This is a genomic window from Proteus vulgaris (assembly GCF_023100685.1).
Taxonomy (GTDB): Bacteria; Pseudomonadota; Gammaproteobacteria; order Enterobacterales; family Enterobacteriaceae; genus Proteus.
In genome coordinates, this window is record NZ_CP090064.1 from 3,092,558 (window position 1) to 3,117,999 (window position 25,442).

Annotated in this window: 19 protein-coding genes; 5 read left to right on the forward strand and 14 right to left on the reverse strand. The window is 39.4% G+C overall.

Translation table 11 applies throughout. The annotated features are described in order from the left end of the window. Positions 1–2: 2 nt before the first annotated feature. From murC to leuO, 14 genes are all read right to left on the reverse strand, one after another. The gene (gene murC / locus LW139_RS14890; RefSeq protein WP_072069267.1) at positions 3–1,466 is read right to left on the reverse strand and encodes a UDP-N-acetylmuramate--L-alanine ligase; all 1,464 of its coding nucleotides are present in this window, start codon (positions 1,464–1,466) and stop codon (positions 3–5) included. A 41-nt stretch (positions 1,467–1,507) separates the two neighbouring features. Beyond that, on the reverse strand, positions 1,508–2,590 hold the full coding sequence (gene murG, locus LW139_RS14895) for an undecaprenyldiphospho-muramoylpentapeptide beta-N-acetylglucosaminyltransferase (protein ID WP_210813311.1): 1,083 nt from the start codon (positions 2,588–2,590) through the stop codon (positions 1,508–1,510). Next, on the reverse strand, positions 2,587–3,780 hold the full coding sequence (ftsW, locus tag LW139_RS14900; protein ID WP_109407466.1) for a cell division protein FtsW: 1,194 nt from the start codon (positions 3,778–3,780) through the stop codon (positions 2,587–2,589). Before ftsW ends, murG begins: the two co-directional genes overlap by 4 nt. Beyond that, on the reverse strand, positions 3,780–5,090 hold the full coding sequence (gene murD, locus LW139_RS14905; protein WP_166540887.1) for a UDP-N-acetylmuramoyl-L-alanine--D-glutamate ligase: 1,311 nt from the start codon (positions 5,088–5,090) through the stop codon (positions 3,780–3,782). Before murD ends, ftsW begins: the two co-directional genes overlap by 1 nt. A gap of 1 nt (position 5,091) precedes the next feature. Continuing rightward, positions 5,092–6,174: a phospho-N-acetylmuramoyl-pentapeptide-transferase gene (gene mraY / locus LW139_RS14910; RefSeq protein WP_023581493.1), complete on the reverse strand. Its 1,083-nt coding sequence runs from the start codon at positions 6,172–6,174 to the stop codon at positions 5,092–5,094. Next, positions 6,168–7,550 carry a UDP-N-acetylmuramoyl-tripeptide--D-alanyl-D-alanine ligase gene (gene murF / locus LW139_RS14915; protein WP_247850144.1) on the reverse strand — a complete coding sequence of 461 codons (1,383 nt, stop codon included), beginning with the start codon at positions 7,548–7,550 and terminating at the stop codon, positions 6,168–6,170. Before murF ends, mraY begins: the two co-directional genes overlap by 7 nt. Further along, the gene (gene murE, locus LW139_RS14920; protein ID WP_166540889.1) at positions 7,547–9,034 is read right to left on the reverse strand and encodes a UDP-N-acetylmuramoyl-L-alanyl-D-glutamate--2,6-diaminopimelate ligase; all 1,488 of its coding nucleotides are present in this window, start codon (positions 9,032–9,034) and stop codon (positions 7,547–7,549) included. Before murE ends, murF begins: the two co-directional genes overlap by 4 nt. Beyond that, positions 9,021–10,817 carry a peptidoglycan glycosyltransferase FtsI gene (gene ftsI, locus LW139_RS14925; RefSeq protein ID WP_247850145.1) on the reverse strand — a complete coding sequence of 599 codons (1,797 nt, stop codon included), beginning with the start codon at positions 10,815–10,817 and terminating at the stop codon, positions 9,021–9,023. The genes murE and ftsI overlap by 14 nt, the downstream gene beginning before the upstream one ends. A gap of 11 nt (positions 10,818–10,828) precedes the next feature. Continuing rightward, positions 10,829–11,146 (reverse strand): cell division protein FtsL, encoded by a 318-nt coding sequence (gene ftsL / locus LW139_RS14930; protein ID WP_082151795.1) that lies wholly within the window; start codon positions 11,144–11,146, stop codon positions 10,829–10,831. Further along, positions 11,147–12,094: a 16S rRNA (cytosine(1402)-N(4))-methyltransferase RsmH gene (rsmH, locus tag LW139_RS14935; RefSeq protein ID WP_109407471.1), complete on the reverse strand. Its 948-nt coding sequence runs from the start codon at positions 12,092–12,094 to the stop codon at positions 11,147–11,149. A gap of 3 nt (positions 12,095–12,097) precedes the next feature. After that, complete coding sequence (mraZ, locus tag LW139_RS14940; RefSeq protein WP_072069274.1) at positions 12,098–12,556, reverse strand: division/cell wall cluster transcriptional repressor MraZ; 459 nt, start codon at positions 12,554–12,556, stop codon at positions 12,098–12,100. Positions 12,557–13,240: 684 nt separating this feature from the next. Then, the gene (cra, locus tag LW139_RS14945; RefSeq protein WP_247850146.1) at positions 13,241–14,248 is read right to left on the reverse strand and encodes a catabolite repressor/activator; all 1,008 of its coding nucleotides are present in this window, start codon (positions 14,246–14,248) and stop codon (positions 13,241–13,243) included. Positions 14,249–14,470: 222 nt separating this feature from the next. Further along, on the reverse strand, positions 14,471–16,276 hold the full coding sequence (locus tag LW139_RS14950) for an AMP-dependent synthetase/ligase (protein WP_227335844.1): 1,806 nt from the start codon (positions 16,274–16,276) through the stop codon (positions 14,471–14,473). Positions 16,277–16,795: 519 nt separating this feature from the next. Continuing rightward, positions 16,796–17,740 carry a transcriptional regulator LeuO gene (leuO, locus tag LW139_RS14955; RefSeq protein WP_166540892.1) on the reverse strand — a complete coding sequence of 315 codons (945 nt, stop codon included), beginning with the start codon at positions 17,738–17,740 and terminating at the stop codon, positions 16,796–16,798. Positions 17,741–18,609: 869 nt separating this feature from the next. Between leuO and leuA the strand changes: the two genes are divergently transcribed. The 5 genes from leuA (at position 18,610) to sgrR (ending at position 25,237) form a co-directional block, all read left to right on the forward strand. Further along, positions 18,610–20,169: a 2-isopropylmalate synthase gene (gene leuA, locus LW139_RS14960; protein ID WP_166540893.1), complete on the forward strand. Its 1,560-nt coding sequence runs from the start codon at positions 18,610–18,612 to the stop codon at positions 20,167–20,169. Between the two features lie 2 nt (positions 20,170–20,171). After that, positions 20,172–21,263, forward strand: a complete 1,092-nt coding sequence (gene leuB, locus LW139_RS14965; protein WP_109407475.1) for a 3-isopropylmalate dehydrogenase — start codon at positions 20,172–20,174, stop codon at positions 21,261–21,263. A 1-nt stretch (position 21,264) separates the two neighbouring features. After that, complete coding sequence (leuC, locus tag LW139_RS14970; RefSeq protein ID WP_247850147.1) at positions 21,265–22,674, forward strand: 3-isopropylmalate dehydratase large subunit; 1,410 nt, start codon at positions 21,265–21,267, stop codon at positions 22,672–22,674. 8 nt (positions 22,675–22,682) lie between these two features. Further along, on the forward strand, positions 22,683–23,288 hold the full coding sequence (leuD, locus tag LW139_RS14975) for a 3-isopropylmalate dehydratase small subunit (RefSeq protein WP_166540894.1): 606 nt from the start codon (positions 22,683–22,685) through the stop codon (positions 23,286–23,288). A gap of 278 nt (positions 23,289–23,566) precedes the next feature. Next, a complete protein-coding gene (gene sgrR, locus LW139_RS14980) occupies positions 23,567–25,237 on the forward strand; it encodes an HTH-type transcriptional regulator SgrR (RefSeq protein WP_227335846.1) in 1,671 nt (556 codons plus the stop codon). The last annotated feature ends 205 nt before the right edge of the window (positions 25,238–25,442 follow it).

Genomic DNA, 25,442 nt, shown 5'->3' on the forward strand with positions numbered 1-25,442 from the left:
TCTTAATCCTCGCTTAAAGATGGCTGTAATTTTGTATCTGCTAAGCGACGCGCTATTTTACCAATATTTCCAGCACCTTGAACTAAAACAAGATCATTATCTGTTAATACACCCGCTAATATTGATGAAATATTATCGACATCAGATACCCAGATAGGATCTAGCTTGCCACGCTGACGAATTGTTCGACAAAGTGAGCGACTGTCTGCGCCTGCAATCGGAGTTTCTCCGGCAGAATAAACGTCTGTTAATAATAAAATATCAACTTGGTTGAGAACAGTAGCAAAGTCCTCATACAAATCACGTGTACGTGTATAACGATGCGGTTGGAAAATCATTACAAGACGTTTATCTGGCCAACCGGCTCTCGCTGCTTTAATCGTTGCGTCAACTTCTGTTGGGTGATGACCATAATCATCAACTAACATCACCTCACCTTCTTGACCGTTAACATGTTCAAGACCGTAATTACCTAAGAAGTCGAAACGGCGTCCTGTACCTTGGAAGTTAAGTAATGCAGCTAAAATATGTTCGTCAGCAATACCTTCTTCAGTAGCAACCGCCACTGCCGCAGTTGCATTTAATGCGTTATGACGACCAGGTGCATTTAATACAACTTGTAAATCAGGCATATCTTCACGAGAAATAGTGAAGAAACCTTGAGCACCTTTTTGTTCATAATGCGTAATACGAACATCTGCATCCTCACTAAACCCGTAAGTCGTAATATAACGACCCACTTTAGGGATGATAGAACGGATAACATCATCATCAAGACACATCACTGCACGACCATAGAACGGTAAATTGTGCAAAAAGGTAATAAACGTCTCTTTTAAATTGTCAAAATTACCGTGATATGTATCCATATGGTCTGCTTCGATATTCGTAACCACAGCCACCATAGGTTGTAAATGTAAAAACGATGCATCACTTTCGTCAGCTTCAGCGATTAAATAACGGCTACATCCTAAACGAGCATGCGTACCCGCTGATTTAACTAATCCGCCATTTACAAAAGTAGGATCTAATCCTGCTTGTGCATAAATATTTGAAATCATTGCTGTCGTGGTGGTTTTACCATGAGTTCCTGCAATCGCCACACCATGACGATAACGCATTAATTCAGCCAACATCTCAGCACGACGAATAACTGGAATACGTGCCTCTCTCGCGGCAATAATTTCAGGATTCTCAGCACTGATTGCAGTCGAGACCACAACAACACTAGCGCCACGAATATTTTCAGGGCGGTGATTAAAATAAACAGTTGCGCCCAAAGCAACGAGCTGTTGTGTAACGGCATTTGGCGCTAAATCAGAACCACTGATTTCATAGCCTTCATTCGCTAGCACTTCAGCAATCCCACCCATACCGGCACCACCGATGCCAATAAAGTGAATATGCTTAACTTTTCTCATTTCAGGCACAAACGATCTTAATTTTGCCAGTTGTTGTGTATTCACTATTTACTTCTTCACTCTAAGTTAATGGTTACAAGTTACGTTTATTTCTTTGCCACTTCGATTATCACATTCGCTACACGCGCTGTGGCATCCGTAATCGCAACACTTTTTGCTTTTTCTGCCATCGCTAACAATGTTTCTCTATCCCACTGCTTTAGGGTTTGTGCAATGACTTCTGGAGTTAAATCATTTTGCTCGATAATTCGCGCTGCCCCCGCTTTTTCTAATGGCAGGGCATTCCAATATTGCTGTCTATCTTTGTGCTGGAAGGGAACAAAAATAGCGGGTAATCCCGCAGCGGCAATTTCACTGACTGTTAATGCGCCGGAACGACATACGACAACATCAGCCCATTGGTAAGCTTGCGCTATATCATCAATAAATTCAGTAACTTTGTATTCAGATTTAACTGAATTTTTCGCTAATTCATTCTGATAGCGTGTTTTTGTATCACTTTCGCCACCTTTTCCTGCTTGATGCCAGATTGTAACATGTTCACCAAGCAAACCAGCGACCACCGGCAAGGTATGATTTAAAATTCGAGCGCCTTGGCTACCACCAATAATCAACACTCGAATCGGACCAGTTCTCTCTTTTAATCGTACCGATGGCGCTTCAAGCGCTAATACATCTTCACGTACAGGATTCCCAACAACTGGCGCTTTAGGAAATGCGCCCGGAAAAGCCTGTAATACACGTTTAGCAATCTTGGATAGCCAACGATTGGTTAATCCAGCAATCCCATTTTGTTCATGCAAAATAACGGGGATGCCACACATCCAAGCCGCAACACCACCGGGGCCTGAAACATAACCGCCCATACCAAGCACAGCATCGGGTTGATAACGTTTCATAATGGCGCGCGCCTGAAAAATGGCTTTAATTATACGAATTGGCGCTGCTATTAATGCTTTAATACCTTTACCACGTAAGCCAGAAATACGAATAAATTCAATATCAATACCGTGTTTGGGTACTAAATCAGCTTCCATTCTATCCGCCGTTCCTAACCATCGGATTTCCCAACCTTGGGATTGTAGATAATGAGCAACAGCTAGCCCGGGGAATACGTGTCCCCCCGTACCACCAGCCATTACCATTAAACGGCGTCTACGCTCGCTCATTTCGGGCTCCTTACAAACGCCTGAGCTTGTGCTAGACGTGTTTCATAATCTATTCGTAACAACATCACGATGGCTGTTGACATAATAATCAAACTTGAACCACCGTAACTAATAAGAGGAAGAGTTAATCCCTTCGTTGGCAACATGCCTGCTGCTGCGCCTACATTGACCAAGGATTGGAATGTAAACCAGATCCCAATTGAACACGCTAAAAAGCCTGAAAAGCGCTGATCGAGTATCAATGCACGTCGCCCAATTTGCATCGCGCGAAAAGCGATGAAGAATACCATTAAAAGCACTAAAACCACACCGATATAACCAAGTTCTTCTGCCAAAATGGAGAAAATAAAGTCGGTATGTGCTTCTGGCAAATATTCCAGTTTTTGTACTGAGTTTCCTAAACCTTGTCCAAGCAAATCGCCTCGGCCAAATGCCATCAAAGATTGCGTTAATTGGTAACCACTACCAAATGGATCCTCCCAAGGCTCTAAGAAAGAAGTGATCCGGCGAACACGATAAGGTTCAACAATGATAAGCATAACCACAGCGGCAATACCTGAACCGATAATCGCTAAGAATTGCCAGATCTTAGCACCCGCTAAAAATAAAAGTGCCAATGTGGTAACAAACAACACAACCACGGTACCTAAGTCTGGCTGCAATAACAGTAAAACAGCCAGTACTAACATAACGCCCATCGGCTTACAGAAACCCCAAAAGTTGTTTCTGACCTCTTCAACTTTTCGAACTAAGTAGCTAGATAAGTAACAAAATAAAGCCAATTTTGATAATTCAGCAGGTTGAAAGTTTAATGGCCCCACAGCAATCCAACGTGAAGCACCATTAACCGAACTTCCGACGCCCAATACCACTAATAAAAGTAGTATTGAACCAAACAGCATTAGACTGCTATAACGTTGCCAAATTGCCATAGGAATACGCATAGTGACTAACGCAATACAAAACGCCACGATAAGGTAAATTCCATCACGCTTTGCAAATAGGAAAGGATCTTCTGCAAGTCGTTGACCAACAGGCATTGAAGCTGATGTCACCATGACAAAACCGATAACCGCTAATCCGAAAGTAAACCAGAGCAAAGTGCGATCATACGGCACAAACGCCGTATTCTCAGTTTGATAACTGCCCACTAACCACTGTTTTAGTCTTCGCATTGCGAATATGCTCATCAGCCAAGCTCCCTTGCCAAGCGCGCAAATTCATCACCACGTTGCTCAAAACATTTAAACTGATCTAAACTTGCGCAAGCTGGTGAAAGCAACACCATATCCCCTGGTTTAACAGTAGGGGCTAATGCACGCATTGCCTCTTCCATTGTCACTGTTAATAAAGAGACATCTGGTCGTAAACTAGCTAGAGCTTGCCCGTCTTGTCCAAAGCAATAGAGGCGAATATTGTCACCACTGATATAAGGCAATAAAGCTGTAAAATCGGCTGATTTTCCATCACCACCTAATAAAAGGTGCAATGTACCTTCGACGTCGAGTCCTCGTAATGCCGCTTCTGTACTTCCCACATTGGTCGCTTTCGAATCATTTATCCAGCGTACATTTTGATGTGAATAAACTAATTGAAAACGATGAGCAAGACCGTGATACGTTTTCAGTACTTCAGTTGCTGCTTGACGAGAAATCTCCACTGCATCTGCAAGTGCTAGTGCCGCTAATGCATTGGTATAGTTATGCTGTCCTGAAAGATACATTTCGGACGTTGAAAGAACTTTTTCACCATTTACTTTTAAGACGCGATTTGTGTTATCAAGCTGATAATCACCTTGCCCTACTCCAAAACTGACACAACGGCCATCTTTACCCATTAAAGGTAATGTGAGTGTGTCATCTTGGTTATAAACGCAGGTATTAGCATTATCATAGATACGTAATTTCGCTTCACGGTACTGTTCCAATCCTAATGGATAGCGATTCATATGATCTTCGCTAATATTTAAGACTGTCGCCGCAGCTGCTTTTAAGCTATACGTGGTTTCTAGTTGGAAACTTGATAGCTCTAATACATAAAGATCATGAGGCTCAGTTAGCAAGGTCAGTGCAGGAACACCAATATTCCCCCCAACACCAACTCGAATACCATCCGCTTTTGCCATTTCACCCACAAGCATTGTAACTGTGCTTTTACCATTAGAGCCTGTAATAGCCACAATAGGTGCTTTTGCTTCGCGACAAAACAGTTCAATATCCCCCACAATTTCGACACCATGACTTGCAGCTTCAACAAGCTCAGGAGTCGAAAGGGCAATACCAGGACTTGAGACAATTAAATCAGCATCGTTAAGCCATGCTTGGTGAAAGCTACCTGTATGATATTCAACGTCAACAGGAAGCTTATCTAAGCCTCCTGGTTTTTGGCGCGTATCAATCACTTTAGGTGTAACACCTTGACGGATAAAAAAGTCAACGCAGGAAAGACCTGTTATTCCAAGCCCAACAACAACGACTTTTTTTCCCTGATAATTTGCCATCTTAACGTACCTTTAACGTCGCCAGACCAATAAGCACTAACATCAGTGAAATAATCCAGAAGCGGACAATAACACGAGGTTCAGGCCAGCCTTTTAATTCATAGTGGTGATGAATTGGAGCCATACGGAAAATACGCTGACCACGTAATTTAAATGAACCGACTTGTAAAATAACGGAGAGTGTTTCAACAACAAACACACCTCCCATAATCACTAATAAGAATTCTTGGCGTAATAACACAGCAATCGTACCTAACGCACCACCCAATGCGAGAGAACCAACATCTCCCATAAAGACTTGCGCTGGGTAAGTGTTAAACCAAAGAAAACCTAAACCCGCACCGACGATAGCGGTACATACAATCACTAATTCGCCCGCATGCATTAAATAGGGGATCTTCAAGTAACTTGCAAAATTAACGTTACCTGTCGCCCATGCGACTAATGCAAAACCAGCGGCGACAAAAACAGTTGGCATAATGGCTAAACCATCTAAACCATCCGTTAAGTTAACGGCGTTACTTGTTCCCACAATGACGAAATAAGCCAGTAAAATATAAAGCATGCCTAATTGAGGCATAACATCTTTAAAGAATGGAACGACTAGCTGTGTTGCAGGAGTATCTTTACCAATAGCATACATACTAAATGCAACGACTAACGCCAACACGGATTGCCAGAAATATTTCCAACGTGCGATCAAGCCTTTAGTATCTTTACGAACGACTTTGCGATAATCATCAACAAAGCCGATAACGCCATAACCAATTAAAACCAATAACACACACCAAACATAAGGGTTGTCTAGTCTTGCCCATAGTAATGTGGAAATGGAGATAGAGAACAGGATCATAATCCCGCCCATTGTTGGTGTGCCACGTTTGCTAAAGTGAGACTCTGGCCCTTCACTACGAACCACTTGTCCAATTTGCATTTTTTGTAACCAAGCAATGAGGTGAGGCCCCATCCACAAAGCAATAATTAATGCCGTCAATAAACCAACAATCGCCCTGAATGTCAGATAAGAAAACACATTAAAAAATGTATGGTATTTAACCAAATATTCGGCTAGCCAAACTAACATTCAAAGCACTCCTTTAATGCGTTCACGATATCTTCCATTGCGGAGCTTCGTGAACCTTTTACTAAAACTGAAACAACATCATGCTGCTGTAATAATGGAATTAATTGAGCGAGTAAGTCGGCTTTAAATGTAAAATGCTGACCACCTTGGTTTTCATCACTAATAAAGTGGCTGTGATCCCCTACGGTAAATACACTATCAATCCCTGCATTGTGTGCAAAACGTCCCACATCACGGTGACATTTCTCTGAGTCTTTACCTAACTCAGCCATATCTCCCGCAACAAAAATCTTATATCCCGGCAATTGAGAGAGCACTTGCAAGCCCGCAATCATCGAACCATCATTCGCATTATAAGTATCATCTAACACCATTTTCCCGGTGGTTAACTCCACAGGGTACAATCGCCCAGGTACCGCTTTTAATGTTGATAACCCAAGGCGAACCGCATCAAGCGTTGCGCCTGCTGAAAGTGCCAACGCACTAGCAGCTAAAGCATTGGCAATATTATGACGTCCCGGCAATGGAAGAGTGACTTCAACACAACCTTCTGGTGTATGTAAGGTGAAGTTAGTGGTGAATTGCTTAATAGCGATATCCGTCGGATAAAAATCAGCATTACTGTGAGCTGATAAAGAGAAAGACCATTGCGTTTGACGCGCATTAAAGTGGCGTTCCCATAGAGGTAAGTCATTACTATCACGATTAATAATGGCAGTACCTTGCTCTTTTAGATGTGTAAAGATTTCGCCTTTTGCTTGGGCAATACCTTCAAGTGAGCCGAAACCTTCAATATGAGCAGAAAAGAGATTATTTACCAAAGCGCTATCAGGTTTAACCATATCCACGGTATAGGCAATTTCACCAATATGATTTGCACCTAGCTCGATAACGGCAAAACGATGCTCTGGTGTTAAACGAAACAGTGTTAGTGGCACACCAATATCATTATTTAAATTACCGTGAGTATATAAAGTTTCACCACAATGACGCAAAATCGAAGCCGTCATTTCTTTGACAGATGTTTTTCCTGAAGAGCCTGTCAATGCCACAATTTTAGCATTGCTCAGTGAACGGATATGAGTAGCAATCGCCCCCATTGCCAAACGAGTATCTTTCACAATGATTTGCGGACAATCAATATCAATTTCACGGTTAACCAATACGGCAACGGCGCCCTTTTCTTTGACATCAGCGATAAAGTCATGCGCATCAAAACGCTCACCTGCTAATGCAATAAAGAGGCAATATTCATCAATATTGCGGCTATCTGTTGAAATTGATTTAATCGTTAACTGATTAGCTTGGCTTTGAGCAATATGGCTCAACTGACCATCTGTAACTTGTGCAATGATTTCTAGTGATAAAGGGATCATGCTATCACCCCTAATAACCGTGCAACGGTTAATCTATCCGAATAATCAAGGCGACGTGAACCGACTAACTGATAATCTTCATGCCCTTTGCCTGCGACTAAAATCATATCATTAGCATCGGCTTGCATAATCACGTTAGTCACTGCTTCTGCTCTGCCTTCAATAGCAATTGCACGGCCAGGTTCCATTAAACCAGAAAGAATATCTTGAATAATGGCTTTTGGCTCTTCACTACGTGGATTGTCATCAGTGATAACAACTTTATCTGCTAATTCTTCTGCAACTGCACCCATTAGTGGGCGCTTACCTTTATCTCTATCACCACCACAACCAAACACACACCACAATTTACCAGTGCAGTGTAAACGAGTGGCTTGGAGTGCTTTTTCTAGTGCATCAGGAGTATGAGCATAATCGACAATAACGGTAGGACGATTATCTGCACTAAACACTTCCATTCGACCACAAACAGGAGTAAGTGCAGACGATGCTTTAATCACAGCATCTAATGGATATTCCAGTGCTAACAATGTCGCTAAAGCACATAATAGATTACTGACGTTAAATGCCCCCATTAATGGGCTTTCAATTTCCCCTTCACCCCAGCTTGAGCTAAAGCGAATAGTTGCACCTTCATCGTGGTAATTAATGTTTGTTGTTTTAACGAAGCGACCTTGCCAATTTACAGGCAATTTATTATCCATTGTCACTGCAACAGCGTCAGGCAAACGTAATAACCATTTTTGACCAACAGTATCATCCGCATTAATGATTTTCTCACCACTATGATGTGTGGAGAACAATAACCATTTGGCCTCTTCGTAATTTGCCATATCACCATGATAATCAAGATGATCACGACTTAAATTAGTAAACACACTGGCCACAAAAGGTAAAGCGCTAACGCGACCTTGCACTAAGCCATGAGAAGAGACTTCCATCGCTGTAAATGTCGCGCCTTGATTTAATAGTTGTTGTAACTCTAATTGAATATCAACCGCAGAGCCTGTGGTGTTCATGGCTGGAACAACGTGACCTAATAGCCCGTTACCTACTGTTCCCATCACAGCACTGGTTTCGCCTAATCCTTGTGCCCACTGCGCTAACAATTGTGTTGTTGTTGTTTTTCCGTTAGTTCCAGTAACACCAATTAATTTCAGTTTTTCAGCTGGTTGATGATAAAAATATCCAGCTAATTTTGATAATTCCGCATTGAGATTATCAATATAAATAACAGGTATGCCGTGGCTTTCACGAATTTCACCATGCGTTGCAACATCTTGTGCTTCCGCTAATACCGCAGAAACACCTTGAGCAATTGCTTGAGGAATATAGCGTCTACCATCAGTTTCATGACCCTTAATGGCGATAAAAAGATCACCGCTTGCCGCTTTTCGGCTGTCGAGTGTCATGTCTTTGAGCATCAATGACGGTGCTTGTATCCCTAGTGCCCCTAATAGGTCACTTAAGTTAGGATCGGCCACTTGTATCCTCTTCTTTTTTAATTACAAATTCATTTTTATCGTCTGGCATCAATGCATCTGGTTCTACGTTCATTGTTCGTAAAACCGCGCCCATGATTGTGCCAAACACCGGTGCAGATACTGCGCCCCCGTAATATTTACCCGCTTTAGGTTCGTTGATTATCACAACCAACGCAAAACGTGGACGACTCGCAGGCGCAACGCCCGCCGCATAAGAGATATATTGATTGATATATTTTCCGTCTGGTCCTACTTTTTTCGCCGTACCTGTTTTAATCGCAATGCGATACCCTTTAATAGCCGCACTTACACCACCGCCACCGGGCAATGCAACACTTTCCATCATATGCACGACCGTTTTCATTACTGGCTCAGGAAATACGCGCGTTCCTGGTACAGGAGGATCAACTTTTGTAATTGAGAGTGGACGGTAAATACCAAAACTACCAATCGTTGCATAGACACGCGCTAATTGTAACGGTGTTACCATTAGCCCATATCCGAATGAGAAGGTGGCCCTTTCAAGATCGGACCACCGTTGTTTTTTTATTGGAAATATGCCACTACTTTCACCAACTAGCCCCAAGTTAGTTGGCTTCCCGAATCCAAATCGTGAATAAACATCCACAAGTTCAGATGCAGGCATCGCTAACGCTAGTCGTGAAACACCAACGTTACTCGATTTCTGTAATATTCCTGTTATCGATAACTCATGATATAACGCCACATCTTTTATTTGATGTCCGTTAAGACGATAAGGAATTGTATTAATAACACTATTTTCTTTAACAATATGATTGTGCAGAGCACTCATCACAACCATCGGTTTTACTGTAGAACCTGGTTCAAAAATATCGGTGATAGCACGATTACGCATCGCATCTTTAGGCGTTCCCGCTAAATTATTCGGGTTATAAGATGGGCTATTCGCCATTGCTAACACTTCGCCTGTATTGACGTCTACTAAAACAGCAGTTCCAGATTCTGCTTTATTCTTGATAACAGCATTGGTTAATTCACGATAAACCACGGATTGTAGGCGTTCATCAATACTTAACATCAAGTTATGAGCAGCTTGACTATCTGTTTGAGCAATATTTTCAATGACTCGATTGAAACCATCCTTACGAACGACACGTTCACCAGGAGCACCTGTTAGCCATTGGTTAAAACTTTTTTCAACACCTTCAATGCCATCACCATCAATATTCGTTACACCAATAATATGAGCAGTTACTTCACCCGATGGATAATAACGTTTGGATTCTTGGCGCATGTTAATCCCAGTAATTTTCAATTTACTAATGTAATCACTAATTTCGGGATTAACTTGGCGAGCAAGATAGATAAAACGTGCGGAAGGTGCGGCAGCAATTTTCTGTTCGATTTGACTGACGGAGATCTTTAGTGCGTCAGCAAGCGCTAACCAACGAGAATCTGTCATATCTGGATTGGCATCCAATACAACTTTAGGATCTGCCCAAATAGCATACACAGGCACACTGACTGCAAGAGGTCTTCCCATTCTATCGCTGATCATCCCTCTTGCTGTTGGGACTTTTTGTACACGTAAAGAACGCATATCCCCTTCACGAATTAGGGGATCTGGATTAATAATTTGTAAATAGGCAACACGGATTAATAGCGCGGCTAAAGCGATACCAATGCCTGTGCAAAGCAACGCAAAACGCCAACTCACAAATCCTGTTTTTTCTTCAGGCTTGCGTAGTTTGGCATTTGACTTTGTCTTTGCTTTCGCTTTTGCCGAACGTGAAAATTTCATACTTGCCTTAATTATTTAGTAACCACGATGTTCTCTTTTGTTGGATCAACATGAACCATCCCCAAACTATCACTTGAAAAACGCTCTACTCGGCTATGATCGGCCAGTGCATTTTCTTCAAGAATGAGGTTGCGCCATTCGATATCCAATACATTTTTTTCCAGCACTAAACGCTCTTTTTCTGCTGTCAATAAACGTGTCTTGTGCGCTGTCGTCACGACATACACCGCAGAAATAATCACGGCTATCAGTAAACATACAGGTAACTTGCCATGACGCAGTAAATCCTGCCCTATAACTCCTGGTAGTGTGTGTCGTTCTGTAGACATTTATTCCTCAATACGTTGTGCTACACGTAATACAGAGCTTCGTGCCCGTGGGTTCTCTTCCACCTCTATACCTGTCGGTTTCATCTTGTGAATACTGGATAAGCGAGCACTTCCTAACTCTTTTATCTGCGCTTCTGTGAGTGGAATACCCGCTGGGACAACTGGCCCTTTGCTTTCATCACGAATAAAGCGTTTTACTAATCGGTCTTCTAATGAATGGAAGCTAATCACAGATAAACGCCCTTCTGGTGCTAAAACTGAGACTGCACCTTTTAATGCTTTTTCAATTTCATCTAATTCGCTGTTGATATAGATTCGAATTGCTTGAAAGCTTCGTGTTGCTGGATGCTTATGGCGCTCTTTTACAGGGCTTGCTTCACTAATTAAATCAGCTAACTGCTTAGTTCGTGTCAACGGCTCTTCTGTTTTATTACGAGCAACAATGGCGCGTGCAATGCGCTTAGCGAAACGTTCTTCACCAAATGTTTTCAGTACCCAAGTAATGTCATCTTCTGCAGCTGTCATTAGCCATTGCGCAGCAGATTGCCCTGAAGTGGGGTCCATACGCATATCAAGTGGCCCGTCTCGCATAAAAGAAAAACCACGTTCAGGATCATCAAGCTGAGGAGAAGAAACGCCTAAATCCAGCAAAACGCCATCAATCTTCCCAGCTAAACCTAACTCTTTGACATACTGTTCAATATTTGAAAAAGGCCCATGAACAATAGAAAATCGTGCATCATCTATTTCATTGGCAACTGCAATAGCTTGTGGATCTCGGTCTATCGCTATCAAGCGACCTTGCTCACCTAATTGCGATAAAATTAAACGGGAGTGGCCTCCGCGACCAAATGTTCCGTCGATATAGATACCTGAAGACTTAATGTTCAGGCCATTCACTGCTTCATCCAGTAGTACACTGGTATGGCTAAAATTATTTGTTGTCATTATTTAAAGTGATAAATCCAATAGTCGTGTCGATAACGGTTCCTGAGAGGTTTGCTCGGCAACAATGTCTTTTTCAATCTGGCTATACCAGACCTGTTCATCCCACAATTCAAATTTATTGAATTGACCGACTAACATGACCTCTTTGGTTAGCCCCGCATGCTGTCTTAGCGTGCTAGCTAGCAAAAGACGTCCTGCACTATCCATTTGGCATTCGCTGGCATGTCCTAATAACAGACGTTGAACTCGACGTTCAGCCGGGTTCATGGAAGACAAAGCCGCCAATTTTAACTCAATCTTTTCCCATTCAGGAAGTGTATAAAGCAATAAACACGGCTGATTGAGATCAATGGTACAAACCATTTGACCTTCAGAAATCTCACTCAGCGTTGTTCGATAACGGGAAGGAACTGTTATTCGCCCTTTGCTGTCAAGATTAACGAGTGTTGCTCCACGAAACATCCTCATTACCCTCAGCTTTGTAATTTACACCACATTATCCCACAAATCCCCACAAATAGAGTTTACGGATGGTATGAAAACGTTGTCAAGCCAGATGTAGGAAGCTTTATTTATATTTACAGTAATTTGATGAGTACACCGAAATGTTGAAATTATTGACAAAAAAGAAATAAGGAATATTAACACTATGATTAATAGCGATTATTTTTCATTTTATATTTTTAATTACGAAAAGTAATTATTTATAACGATAACAAGGAAGAAAACCAGATAAAGAAATCATAATGAGTAAATAATAATTTTAATGATAAAAAACTAATTTATAGCAGTTCATTTACCTTTAGCCAACATAATCATTTGAGGGTGCTTTTATATAAATAAAAATAGAAAGGCTTAAAAAAATAATTCAATATCAGGCAGATAGTTATTTATTTTCTTCTCACTTTCTCTAAAGTAAAATCTGTTATTTATTAAAGTTAAGCAATATCACTTATGGGTATGTCAAAATTTAATCTATTAACTTAGAAAAATGAAAGAAATAGTAAAAAAAAGCTTAAGATTAATCTCAAATTTAATATTCTCTAAGCTATTCGACATTCTTAAATCAAATAAAGCATCCCCGTTTTAATTTAATAAAACAGGGATGAGTATAAATGCAGGTAATTATGATAAAGCAATATCAAATTAACGTGCGCGTCCTAAACTGCCTCGGCGACATAAATCACGACGAATACGTGTAATTCCCGCTTGCGGTTTTTGTTCTTCTTCCAGACTAGCAAGAACAAGTTCTAATACACGTTCTGCAATATCACGATGTCGTTGAGCGACAGATAAAACAGGGCATTCAAGGAAATCCAATAACTCATGATCACCGAAAGTCGCAATAACCAATTGTGTTGGTAAACGGCCACTTCGTTGTAACGTCACATCCATAACCCCTTGCAATAAAGCAAACGAAGTTGTGAATAATGCATCTGGCATTGGATTATTGTTTAGCCATTCTGAGAAAGCGACTGCTGCGGCTTCTCGCTCATAGCTATTAGCATAAAGGTAGGTTACTTCTCGAGGATCATCTTTCCAAACACTACGGAAACCTTGTTCACGTAAAAAACTCACAGAGAGTTCAGGAAGGGCCCCTAAGTAAAGTACAGATTGCGAAGGAAAAGCTTTCAGTTCAGTTGCCAACATTTTGGCATCTTCTAAGTCATCACCAACAACGCTGATAAAATGCTCACTTTCTAATGCCCTATCTAGCGCGATAATCGGTAATGAGCGATTAGCCCAACGCTGATAAAAAGGGTGTTCTGGTGGCAATGCCGTTGAAACAATAATGGCATCAACTTGACGTTGTAATAAATGCTCAACACAACGAATTTCGTTGTCAGGTTGGTCTTCTGAACATGCAATTAGCAACTGATAACCGCGTTGGCGTGCTTGTCGTTCAAGGTAATTTGCGATCCTGGTATAACTGGTGTTTTCCAAATCAGGAATAACCAAACCAATAGAACGCGTACGACCAGCACGTAATCCCGCGGCAACAGCGTTCGGGTGGTAATTATGCTCTCTGACCACCGCCATCACTTTTTCAACAGTCTTGTCACTTACACGGTACTGTTTCGCCTTACCATTAATGACATAACTTGCTGTTGTTCGTGAAACACCAGCCAAGCGGGCGATTTCATCCAGTTTCACATTAGCCTCTTTTAATTATTAAATGTGTTATTTATTACATATTGCTATGAACTTCAGTCATTATGCTGATCTGATTTTGCATTTTAACACAATTTACTGATAAAACCGTATGCGTCAACGTTTCCGTTTATGCCTTTTATCAATTATTTCAATCATCATTATCTATCAATCAGTAATTTCACAAGAAAAAAGTACCTTAAAGGTGCTTTTTCTTGCTTAAATTTAATCTTGATACATCAATTCAATTTCATTTCGATAACGTTCTGAAATAATTTTACGGCGAAGTTTTAATGTCGGTGTTAACTCACCTGATTCCATTGAAAAACCTTCAGCAAGCAACGTAAATCGCTTAACCTGATGAAAACTAGAAAAGTTTTTTTGCATTTCACGTAAACGCTCATCAAACAGTTCTTTAATTTTTGTATGACGTAATAATTCGATGCGATCATGGTATTTTAGATTTAATGCTCGGGCATGTTCTTCAAGAGCATCAAAACAAGGCACAATCAGCGCAGAAACAAATTTACGCGTATCAGCAATCACCGCAATATGCTCAATAAAACGGTCTTGCCCTAAAGTACCTTCAATCATTTGTGGTGCAATATATTTACCATTCGACGTTTTCATTAAGTCTTTTAAACGTTCAGTGATAAATAGTGCACCATCACTATCAAGCGCGCCGGCATCACCAGTACGTAACCAACCGTCTTCTGTAAAAGCAGCCGCGGTATCTTCTGGTTTATTGAAGTACCCTTTCATAACAATGCTACCACGGACTTGAATTTCATTTTCAGCCCCAATACGAACTTCAATACCTGGTAGTGGTGTACCAATAGAGCCTAATTTATACTTATTTTCTTCCCAGCATGAAACAGTGGCACAGGTTTCGGTCATACCATAACCGTATTTAATATTAATGCCTGTTGCTAAAAAGAAACGAATAACAGCATCATCTAAACGCGCACCAGCTGCTGGTAAAAAGCGGACTCGTCCACCTAAAATTTGGCGTAATGGTTTTAAAACCTTCTTATCAGCAAAGCGATAACATAAACGAGAAATGAAACTAAGATTACGCTGATTAAGTTGTGCTTCGCGCTGTTTTTCACCCTGCTTGATTGCCCATTTAAAAATAAATCGACGTAATAGTGAAGCCTGAGACACTTTGTCTTGAATTGCGCTATATACTTTTTCATAGAAGCGCGGAACAGCACACATAACGGTAGGCTTAACCTCACTCATTGCTTCTCTAACAGCATGAGTATCCGTTAAATACACATTGACAGCTCCCGTGTGCATGACATAAAAGCTCCAAGCACGTTCGAAAACGTGAGAAAGCGGTAAGAAACATAATGAAACGTCTTTATCTGATAATGAAAGACGTTCGTCATGCAGGTAAAGTTGAGATGCTAAACTCGTGTAATCAAGCATTACACCTTTAGGTTCCCCTGTTGTTCCTGATGTATAAATCAAGGTAAACAGATCGTCTAAATTACACTCACCAATGCGTTGTACTAACACGTCATCATACTGATATTGAGTGTTATTAATTAAACTATCGAGATAACATGAAGCTGGATTTGTGTTTAATACGACATCAGAGTTAAATACAATAATATGTTCAAGTTGAGGACATAACGCTAATAATTCAGAAGCAATATCGTATTGCTTTTGGTCGCCAACAAAAAGAATGCGAATATTTGCATCATTTAAAATATAAGCGGCTTGTTCAACATTGCTGGTTGCATAAAGAGGAACAGTTACCGCACGTAATTGCAAAGAAGCAATATCAGCCAAAGACCAATCAATGGTATTTTGAGAAAAGATCCCTATATTTTCTTGAACACTCACACCCATTTCTAATAATGCATTTGAGAGCGCGCGTGTTTTCTTTTCAACCTCTGTCCATGACATTTCGATATTGCGCTTAGCATCCCACTGACGATAAGCAATATTATTCCCGCTGTGCAAAAACCGCATCTGCAATCTTCTAATTATATGATAATCTTGAAGATTATTATTAGTTATCATAATTTTCCTGCTATTTATGGAAAAGCGACCGTGTTATCAAACTGAAATGGACAAAATACGCCACTTATAATTTCAGCTTACACTTGTTCGCTGACTCGGATAAAAGTCTAAGTGATCCACCAAAATAAAGGAATTCAATTTTACATAAATTTGTAAAATTGTGAGTTATGAAAAGTTTTGTCAAAAGGAGCTATCTCACCTCAGTGAGGGAGTTCGACATTACAATTCTATTTTTTTATGGAAGATAAAAAGAAAAATAGATGAATAACAACAAGTAACTGTTATTACGTAATCAGTGACAATATATAGAAAAGAGTATTGGTGTAGAAAATCACCGTTGAGCGAGTAAAATGCGAATAATAGTCATTATTATAAATAAAGGGCAAAAATAGTGACAGCAATCCAATTTATTTTATCTAACCGCATAAAACTCATGTTGGTCATTAGTCTAACAACTAATGTTATCTGCCACTATTTCTGCATAATTAGAAATAAAAACTAATTATGAGCGAAAACACTCTAGTTCTGACAAACTTCACTAAGTAAATTTTTCATCCATAAGTGACCTTTGTCACGCTCGGTTGATTCATGCCAAATTAAATAACATGGACGCAGTGTCTTTTCCCAAGGTAACGAAATGGCTTTGATGTCTAATTGCTCAGCATTGCATTCCACTAACCATTTTGGTGCAATAGCAACTAAATAAGTTTTAGAGACAATATTTAATACGCTATTTAAATCAGTTCCCTGATAAGTGATAAGATTTTCTAAATGAGTATCTTTATAATAAGGAGTACTAAATGAACCAACATCATCTAAAGAAACAATTGAATGTTGTTCATTTAATAACATCTCTTGTGTCACACTTTCTTTAATACGTGGATGCTTATTAGAAACAACTAAAACAAGTTCATCATTAAACAATGGCTGTGAATGAAACTCTGCTCTATCAAATTGTTTATAATTAATAAAGAATTCGACTTCTTGATATTTTAATTGGTGTTCTATATTACTATTTAAGTAAGATTTAATATTAACATTAATGTTAGGTGTTTTATTTTTAATTTGTTCAACTATTTTTGGTGCTAATTTAATATCTAGCGGGCTACAAATAGATAAATTAAATATACGTTCACTTTGTTCTGGTTCAAACCCAGCCCCTGGAAGTTCATTATGTACTAATTGCAATGCTTGTCTAACAGGACCAAAAAGCTGTTTTGCTCTTAATGTAGGTTGAATACCACGACCATAACGAACAAATAATTCATCATTAAACATTACTTTAAGTCGAGATACTGCATTACTAACTGCGGGTTGTGACATGCCAAGAACCTGTGCGGCTCGAGTGACATTTTGCATTTGCATAACAGCATCAAATACCGTTAATAAATTAAGATCAACATTACGTAAATGCATATCTGCTGATTCTTTACTGGTAACTGTTGCTGATGTGTAATCCGTCATTTCTTACTCCACTATGTTATTATAATGGTTAATTAACTATTATTAACAAAGGCATTATTAATAATAGATATGTCTTAACTATTACTTTAACTATTTATTAAAATTTATTATTCATCGTCCATGCATATAACTAAACACATAAGTTTCATATCAATAAAAAAACATTTTTCATATAAAGATGAAAAATTGATATTAAAATTACATGTATAGAAAATGATTATATCAATATATATTACAACCTGTTTTACCTTCTGCCTTGCAAATAATAAAACAAAGTATGATAAAAATCATAATAAAATGATGTATTTTCATTCCTAAAATAAGTATCCAAGAGCTATCAACTCTAATAATACAATGATTTTTATGCTTACATTCAAAACCTTGCTTACATTTATTAATCTTTACTATCTCATTGATACTCTTTTTCCTTCTCATTTAGCTGATTAAAAAAAAAGCAAACAGTTGTTTAATTTTTCATTTCACTCTTTTTTAAACAATGTACGGAACATTAACCCAATCAATGATTTGCTGATAGTCATAATCATTAGTAAAAATTTAGATATTAGTCAAAATCACTGTGAAAATTTTATAAATAATATGGCTAAATGATTTTATAAATTCCAATGCTTGACATCTTTATTGGTATTAGGTATCAATAAATAAAGATTATTGAGAACTTATCTAAGGGTGTTTCATGTTAAACGCAATTTTACTATCAAGCCTACTACTACTCGCAACTTTTATGCGCGGTCGGCTTATGGGTAAAAAATGAAACACACCTACCCTTAAAGAGAAAACCCGCGCTAGTCGCGGGTTTTTTTATACCTGGGAGAGCGCAAACAGCAAATAAAAAGAGAAAGGAACAGATTATGAGCAACAACGTGATTATTTTTGATACCACATTGAGAGATGGCGAACAGGCATTGCAAGCAAGCTTAAGCGTAAAAGAAAAGTTACAAATTGCTTATGCCTTAGAGCGTTTAGGTGTGGATATCATTGAAGCGGGCTTTCCTGTTTCTTCTCCAGGTGATTTTGAATCAGTGCAAACTATTGCACGTGAGATCAAAAATAGCCGTATTTGTGCATTAGCACGCTGCGTTGATAACGATATTGATGTTGCAGCAGAGTCTTTAAAAGTCGCAGAAGCTTTTCGTATCCACGTATTCTTGGCGACCTCGGCATTACATGCTGAACATAAATTGAAGAAATCGTTCGAAGATATTATTGAAATGGGTGTGAATTCCATAAAACGTGCTCGCCGTTATACCGATGATGTGGAGTTTTCTTGTGAAGATGCCGGTCGTACTCATATTGATAATTTATGTCGGATCGTAGAAAGCGCCATTAATGCTGGGGCAACCACAATTAATATTCCTGATACTGTAGGTTATACAACACCTTATCAATTCGGTGGCATTATCACCAACTTATTTGAGCGAGTACCTAATATTGATAAAGCAGTTATCTCTGTCCATTGTCATGATGATTTAGGCATGGCTGTTGCTAATTCGATTACTGCAGTACAAGCAGGTGCAAGACAAGTTGAAGGTACTATTAATGGGTTAGGTGAACGCGCAGGTAACTGTGCATTAGAAGAAGTTATCATGGCAATAAAAGTCCGTGAACAAATGATGAATGTTCAAACACGCATTAATCACAAAGAAATTTATCGTACCAGTCAATTAGTCAGCCAATTATGTAATACACCTATTCATGCTAATAAATCGGTTGTCGGCTCCAATGCATTCGCCCATTCATCAGGTATTCACCAAGATGGCGTACTGAAAAACCGTGAAACCTACGAAATCATGACACCTGAATCAATTGGATTAAAAGAAGTGCAATTAAACTTAACTTCTCGTTCTGGCCGAGCTGCAGTCAAACATCGTATGGAAGAAATGGGGTATCGAGAAAAAGATTATAACTTAGATAATTTATATGCAGCCTTCTTACGTTTAGCAGATAAAAAAGGCCAAGTCTTTGATTATGATTTAGAGGCATTAGCATTTATTGGTCAGCAACAACAAGAGCCAGATGAATTTGTTATGAACTATTTTAATACTCAATCTGGTTCATCAACTGTTGCCACCGCAAGTGTCAGCATTACACATGGTGATAAAGAAATTACTGAAGCAGCAACCGGTAATGGCCCCGTAGATGCAGTATATCAAGCAATATCCCGTGCAACGGGTTACCCATTAAAGTTAGTAACTTACCAATTAACAGCCAAAGGTGAAGGTAGAGATGCTTTAGGACAAGTTGATATTGTCGTTGAGTATCAAGGCCGTAAATTTCATGGAATGGGGTTAGAAACAGACATAGTTGGTTCATCCGCCAATGCCATGATCCACGTTATCAATAGTATTTGGCGCTCAGAGCAAGTCGAAATAGAAAAACGCAAACAACATACAACACAAGAAGCGGTTTAATTATGTCAAAAAATTATCATATTGCAGTATTACCCGGAGATGGTATTGGTCCTGAAGTTATGGCTCAAGCACACAAAGTGATGGATGCCATAAGTGAGCGTTTCTCACTCAATATCACTACAAAAGAATATGATATCGGTGGTATTGCCATCGATAATCATGGCACACCATTACCAGCAAATACCTTAGCAGGTTGCGAGCAAGCCGATGCTATTTTATTTGGTTCTGTCGGTGGCCCTAAGTGGGAGCATTTACCCGCTAATGAACAACCTGAACGTGGTGCGTTACTGCCTTTACGCAAACATTTTAAATTGTTCTGCAATTTACGCCCTGCTCGCCTATATGAAGGTTTAGAAGCTTATTGTCCATTACGTGCTGATATTGCACAGCGTGGCTTTGATATTTTGTGTGTACGTGAATTAACAGGCGGTATCTATTTTGGTCAACCTAAAGGCCGTGAAGGCGAAGGTGCTCAAGAACGCGCTTTTGATACTGAAGTTTATCATCGTTACGAAATCGAGCGTATTGCCCGTTTTGCATTTGAATCAGCGCGTAAACGTCGCCATAAAGTAACGTCTATTGATAAAGCGAACGTTTTACAAAGCTCTATTTTATGGCGTGAAGTCGTAACTGGTATTGCCAAAGAATACCCAGATGTTGAAATTCAGCATATGTATATCGATAACGCCACAATGCAGTTAATTAAAGATCCATCTCAGTTTGATGTATTACTGTGCTCCAATATTTTTGGCGATATTTTATCTGATGAATGCGCCATGATCACTGGTTCAATGGGGATGTTACCATCCGCAAGCGTTAATGAAGAACGCTTTGGCTTATATGAGCCAGCTGGTGGTTCAGCACCAGATATTGCAGGTAAAAATATCGCTAACCCGATTGCACAAATTTTGTCGGCTGCATTATTACTGCGTTACAGCTTTAATGAAGACAAAGCGGCCCAAGCCATTGAAGATGCTATCACTCAAGTATTAGCAGAAGGCTATCGTACCGCAGACTTAGCGGGAGATGGTAACGCAATTACAACGACAGAAATGGGTGATCGTATCACTCAATATATTCGTGAAGGGGCATAACATGGGTAAAACATTATATCAAAAAATCTATGATGCACATGTTGTCAGAGAAGTGAGTGATGAAACACCGATTTTATATATCGATCGCCATTTAGTGCACGAAGTGACATCACCTCAAGCCTTTGATGGATTAAGAACAAAAGGTCGTCCTGTTCGTCAACCCAATAAAACCTTTGCAACGATGGATCACAACGTATCAACACAGACTAAAGATATTAATGCTTGTGGTGATATGGCGAGAATTCAAATGCAAGAGTTGATGAAAAACTGCCAAGAATTTGGCGTTACGCTGTATGACTTAAACCATCCATATCAAGGGATTGTTCACGTAATGGGGCCAGAACAAGGCTTAACCTTGCCCGGAATGACGATTGTTTGTGGTGATTCACATACAGCAACTCATGGTGCTTTTGGCTCATTAGCTTTTGGGATCGGCACATCTGAGGTTGAACACGTTTTAGCAACTCAGACGTTAAAACAATCACGAGCTAAAACATTAAAAATTGAAGTTCAAGGCAAGACTGCCATTGGGATCACCGCAAAAGATATCGTATTAGCGATTATTGGCAAATTAGGTAGTGCTGGTGGTACTGGTTATATCGTCGAATTTGCAGGTGAAGCTATTGAAGCCTTAAGCATGGAAGGTCGAATGACTTTATGCAATATGGCAATTGAAATGGGTGCTAAAGCAGGTTTAGTGGCGCCTGATGACACCACTTTTGCTTATTTAAAAGGTCGTCAATTTGCCCCTAAAGACCAATCATGGGATGAGGCTGTTGCTTATTGGAGAACCTTAAAGTCTGATGATGATGCCACTTTCGATGCCACTGTCACGATTAATGCTGCCGACATTGCACCACAAGTTACATGGGGTACCAACCCAGGGCAAGTTATTGCTATTGATCAAATCGTACCGTTATTAGATAGCTTTAATGATCCTGTTGAACGCGCTTCTGCTGAAAAAGCCTTGGCATATATGGGATTAAGTGAAGGCGTTAATTTAACAGATGTCGCTATTGATAAAGTCTTTATTGGCTCTTGTACAAACTCACGCATTGAAGATTTACGTGCTGCAGCTGAAATCGCAAAAGGCCATAAAGTTGCATCCCATGTTCAAGCTATTGTTGTTCCGGGATCAGGGCCGGTTAAAGCACAAGCTGAAGCCGAAGGTTTAGATAAAATCTTTATTGAAGCAGGTTTTGAATGGCGTTTACCGGGTTGTTCGATGTGTTTAGCTATGAATAACGATCGATTAAATCCGGGCGAACGTTGTGCATCCACCAGCAACCGTAACTTTGAAGGACGTCAAGGCCGTGGAGGCCGAACACATTTAGTCAGTCCTGCAATGGCAGCAGCTGCGGCAATTAATGGCCATTTTGCAGATATCCGTACATTTGCAGTGGCATCCTAAAGGAGAACATGATGAATAAATTTACTCAACATACGGGTATTGCGGTTCCTTTAGATGCAGCAAACGTTGATACCGATGCCATTATTCCTAAGCAATTTTTACAAAAAGTCACTCGTACTGGCTTTGGTAAGCATCTGTTTCATGATTGGCGATTCTTAGATGATGAAGGTACTCAGCCTAATCCAGCTTTTATTTTGAATCAGCCTATTTACCAAGGCGCTTCTATTTTATTAGCACGAGAAAACTTTGGGTGTGGATCATCTCGTGAACATGCTCCTTGGGCATTAACAGATTATGGTTTTCACGCCGTTATCGCCCCTAGTTTTGCTGATATTTTTTACGGCAATTCATTTAATAACCAACTGTTGCCAATCAAATTAAGTGACAATGAAGTTTCACAATTATTTGATTGGGTGAAACAACACACAGGTACCCCTATTACTGTCGATTTGGTGGCACAAGAAGTCAGAGCCGGTGAATTATGTTTCTCTTTTGAAATCGATTCATTTCGCCGTCATTGCATGATTGAAGGATTAGACAGTATTGGATTAACGCTACAACACCAAGATGACATTAGTGCTTACGAGGCAAAACAACCTGCCTTTATGCGCTAATAAAGACAATTTCTTACCTTCTTCTACTTTCTGTGATGTTTACTTTGTCATTCTTGCCGTAAATTCGTTTACGGTTTTTTTTTATCTCAATAAATAGCCAATAAAAAAGCCAGTGATCAATTATCACTGGCCGGCAATCACCGAATGCTCAAATGGGGGAGTCTGTCAGTATTCATAATTTGTGATAACTAACATGAGAGCTAACTTTAAACACAAACATTATCGGTCTAATATAAGGAAATTAAAATTGATCACTTTATTAAGGGATTTCCTCTTTTATGACTACACCCCGCTTAGAGTTACAATTTATTCGCCTATGGCAAGCCTTTCAGGGAAAAACATCTGAAACTACCTTACAAGAATTAGCACAAACGCTACATTGTACGCGCCGTCATGTCCGTTCTTTATTAAATAAAATGCAAGAAATAGGCTGGATAAATTGGCAAGCAGAAGTAGGTAGAGGCAAAAAGTCCACATTGAGTTTTCAATCTAATGCGCAGGAAATTCAACAAAATCGTGCTGAGCGATTAATAAAAGAGAACGATATTGAAAAGCTTGTTGCACTAATGGGTGACAAAGACTCCGTGCGCCAAATGGTGCTCTCTCAAATTGAAAAAAGTTTTCATCCTGGTCAACAGTTACTTCGGATTATTTACTATCGTCCTTTTAGAAATTTATTGCCAGGAACGCCTTTAAGGCGATCTGAATTACATTTAATGAGTCAAATATTTAATTCTCTGGTGTATTTAAAAGAGGAAAATGGGGAAGTTGAAGCAGAATTAGCTCACCATTGGCAAATGATCACAGAGCAACATTGGCGATTTTATTTACGCCCTTCTATCTACTTTCATCATGGTCGCGAGCTTACTTTTGAAGATATCAGCACTTCCTTAATGCGTATGAAGCACTGTAATCCACTTTATGCACATATAGAACGTATTTCCTCACCTCAACCTTATGTGCTTGATATTTTCTTAAACGAAGCGGATAAACAATTTGCTACATTATTAGGGAGCCCTCAAGCTGTTATTTTGCCACAAGAATGGGCATCACTCTCAGACTTTGCACAGCACCCAATAGGAACAGGTGCTTATCAAATCATGGCTAATGATCAGCATAAACTGCAAATCAAAGCCTTTAGTCGCTATTTTGGGTTACGAGCATTATTAGATGAAATTGATATATGGGTTGTACCTGAACTGAATAAAAAAATGGTCTGTTCAACCATTCATTTAACAGATGATGATACAAACAAAGATTCACTGGAAAGTCGTAAAGAGGAAGGATGTTATTTTTTACTTTACGATAGTCGCTCAGCACAATGCCAGCAAATAGAAATAAGAGAGTGGTTAAGCAGTGTATTAACTCCAGTTAATATGCTGACACATTGCGATCCTTTCTATCAACGCCATTGGTCTCCTGCTTATGGTTTACTACTTCATTGGCATCACAGTAAATTAATACGTCAACATCCCAAACCTGCATCATTAACCAAACTGACTGTCACACTCTATAAAGAGCATCATGAATACAGCACTATCGCTGAACTCATCAAAAATATTTTATCTCTGTATGGTATTGAGCTCACCATTCAAGTTCTTGATTACGAACAATGGTATTACGGCCAGGCAGAAAGTGATATCTGGTTAGCAACGGTAAATTTCTATAAACCTTTAGAATTTTCTATTTTCGCTACTCTTTATGAATTACCTCTTTTTCATCACTGTTTAGGGCGTTCATTTACACACGAGCTCTCTTTATGGCATCAAAAAAAGCTACCACTAGAAGAGTGGTGTCGTCAGTTAACACACAATATTTGGCTTTATCCTTTATTCCACCATTTACTTGAGTTACAAGGAGAAAGAACCATACGTGGTGTCAAAATGAATACTTTTGGTTGGTTTGATTTCAAATCAGCATGGTTCACACCCGATATTGAGCCACAGTAACCAGAATAAGAGATAACGAACTTTTTCATCGTCATGATTGTGACGATTTAAGTTAATTCACAGAAAACTTGAAAGTTATAAACACCCACATAAATGCTTAGGGGATTTATTCACTTTTTCTGTGGATATCTATGTGAAAAAGAGTGAGATAATCAGGGTATAGTTTTTATATCATAAAAAAGGCTGTTGATATAAATTTTAAAAT

Bases quoted from the DNA above. Each gene is read 5' to 3' on its own strand.
- mraZ (WP_072069274.1), bottom strand. From the start codon at position 12,556: ATGTTTCGTGGAGCAACACTCGTTAATCTTGACAGCAAAGGGCGAATA.
- leuD (WP_166540894.1), top strand. From the start codon at position 22,683: ATGATGAATAAATTTACTCAACATACGGGTATTGCGGTTCCTTTAGAT.
- leuC (WP_247850147.1), top strand. From the start codon at position 21,265: ATGGGTAAAACATTATATCAAAAAATCTATGATGCACATGTTGTCAGA.
- ftsI (WP_247850145.1), bottom strand. From the start codon at position 10,817: ATGAAATTTTCACGTTCGGCAAAAGCGAAAGCAAAGACAAAGTCAAAT.
- murG (WP_210813311.1), bottom strand. From the start codon at position 2,590: ATGAGCGAGCGTAGACGCCGTTTAATGGTAATGGCTGGTGGTACGGGG.
- murD (WP_166540887.1), bottom strand. From the start codon at position 5,090: ATGGCAAATTATCAGGGAAAAAAAGTCGTTGTTGTTGGGCTTGGAATA.
- murF (WP_247850144.1), bottom strand. From the start codon at position 7,550: ATGATCCCTTTATCACTAGAAATCATTGCACAAGTTACAGATGGTCAG.
- ftsW (WP_109407466.1), bottom strand. From the start codon at position 3,780: ATGAGCATATTCGCAATGCGAAGACTAAAACAGTGGTTAGTGGGCAGT.
- leuB (WP_109407475.1), top strand. From the start codon at position 20,172: ATGTCAAAAAATTATCATATTGCAGTATTACCCGGAGATGGTATTGGT.
- sgrR (WP_227335846.1), top strand. From the start codon at position 23,567: ATGACTACACCCCGCTTAGAGTTACAATTTATTCGCCTATGGCAAGCC.
- ftsL (WP_082151795.1), bottom strand. From the start codon at position 11,146: ATGTCTACAGAACGACACACACTACCAGGAGTTATAGGGCAGGATTTA.
- leuO (WP_166540892.1), bottom strand. From the start codon at position 17,740: ATGACGGATTACACATCAGCAACAGTTACCAGTAAAGAATCAGCAGAT.
- mraY (WP_023581493.1), bottom strand. From the start codon at position 6,174: ATGTTAGTTTGGCTAGCCGAATATTTGGTTAAATACCATACATTTTTT.
- LW139_RS14950 (WP_227335844.1), bottom strand. From the start codon at position 16,276: ATGATAACTAATAATAATCTTCAAGATTATCATATAATTAGAAGATTG.
- rsmH (WP_109407471.1), bottom strand. From the start codon at position 12,094: ATGACAACAAATAATTTTAGCCATACCAGTGTACTACTGGATGAAGCA.
- leuA (WP_166540893.1), top strand. From the start codon at position 18,610: ATGAGCAACAACGTGATTATTTTTGATACCACATTGAGAGATGGCGAA.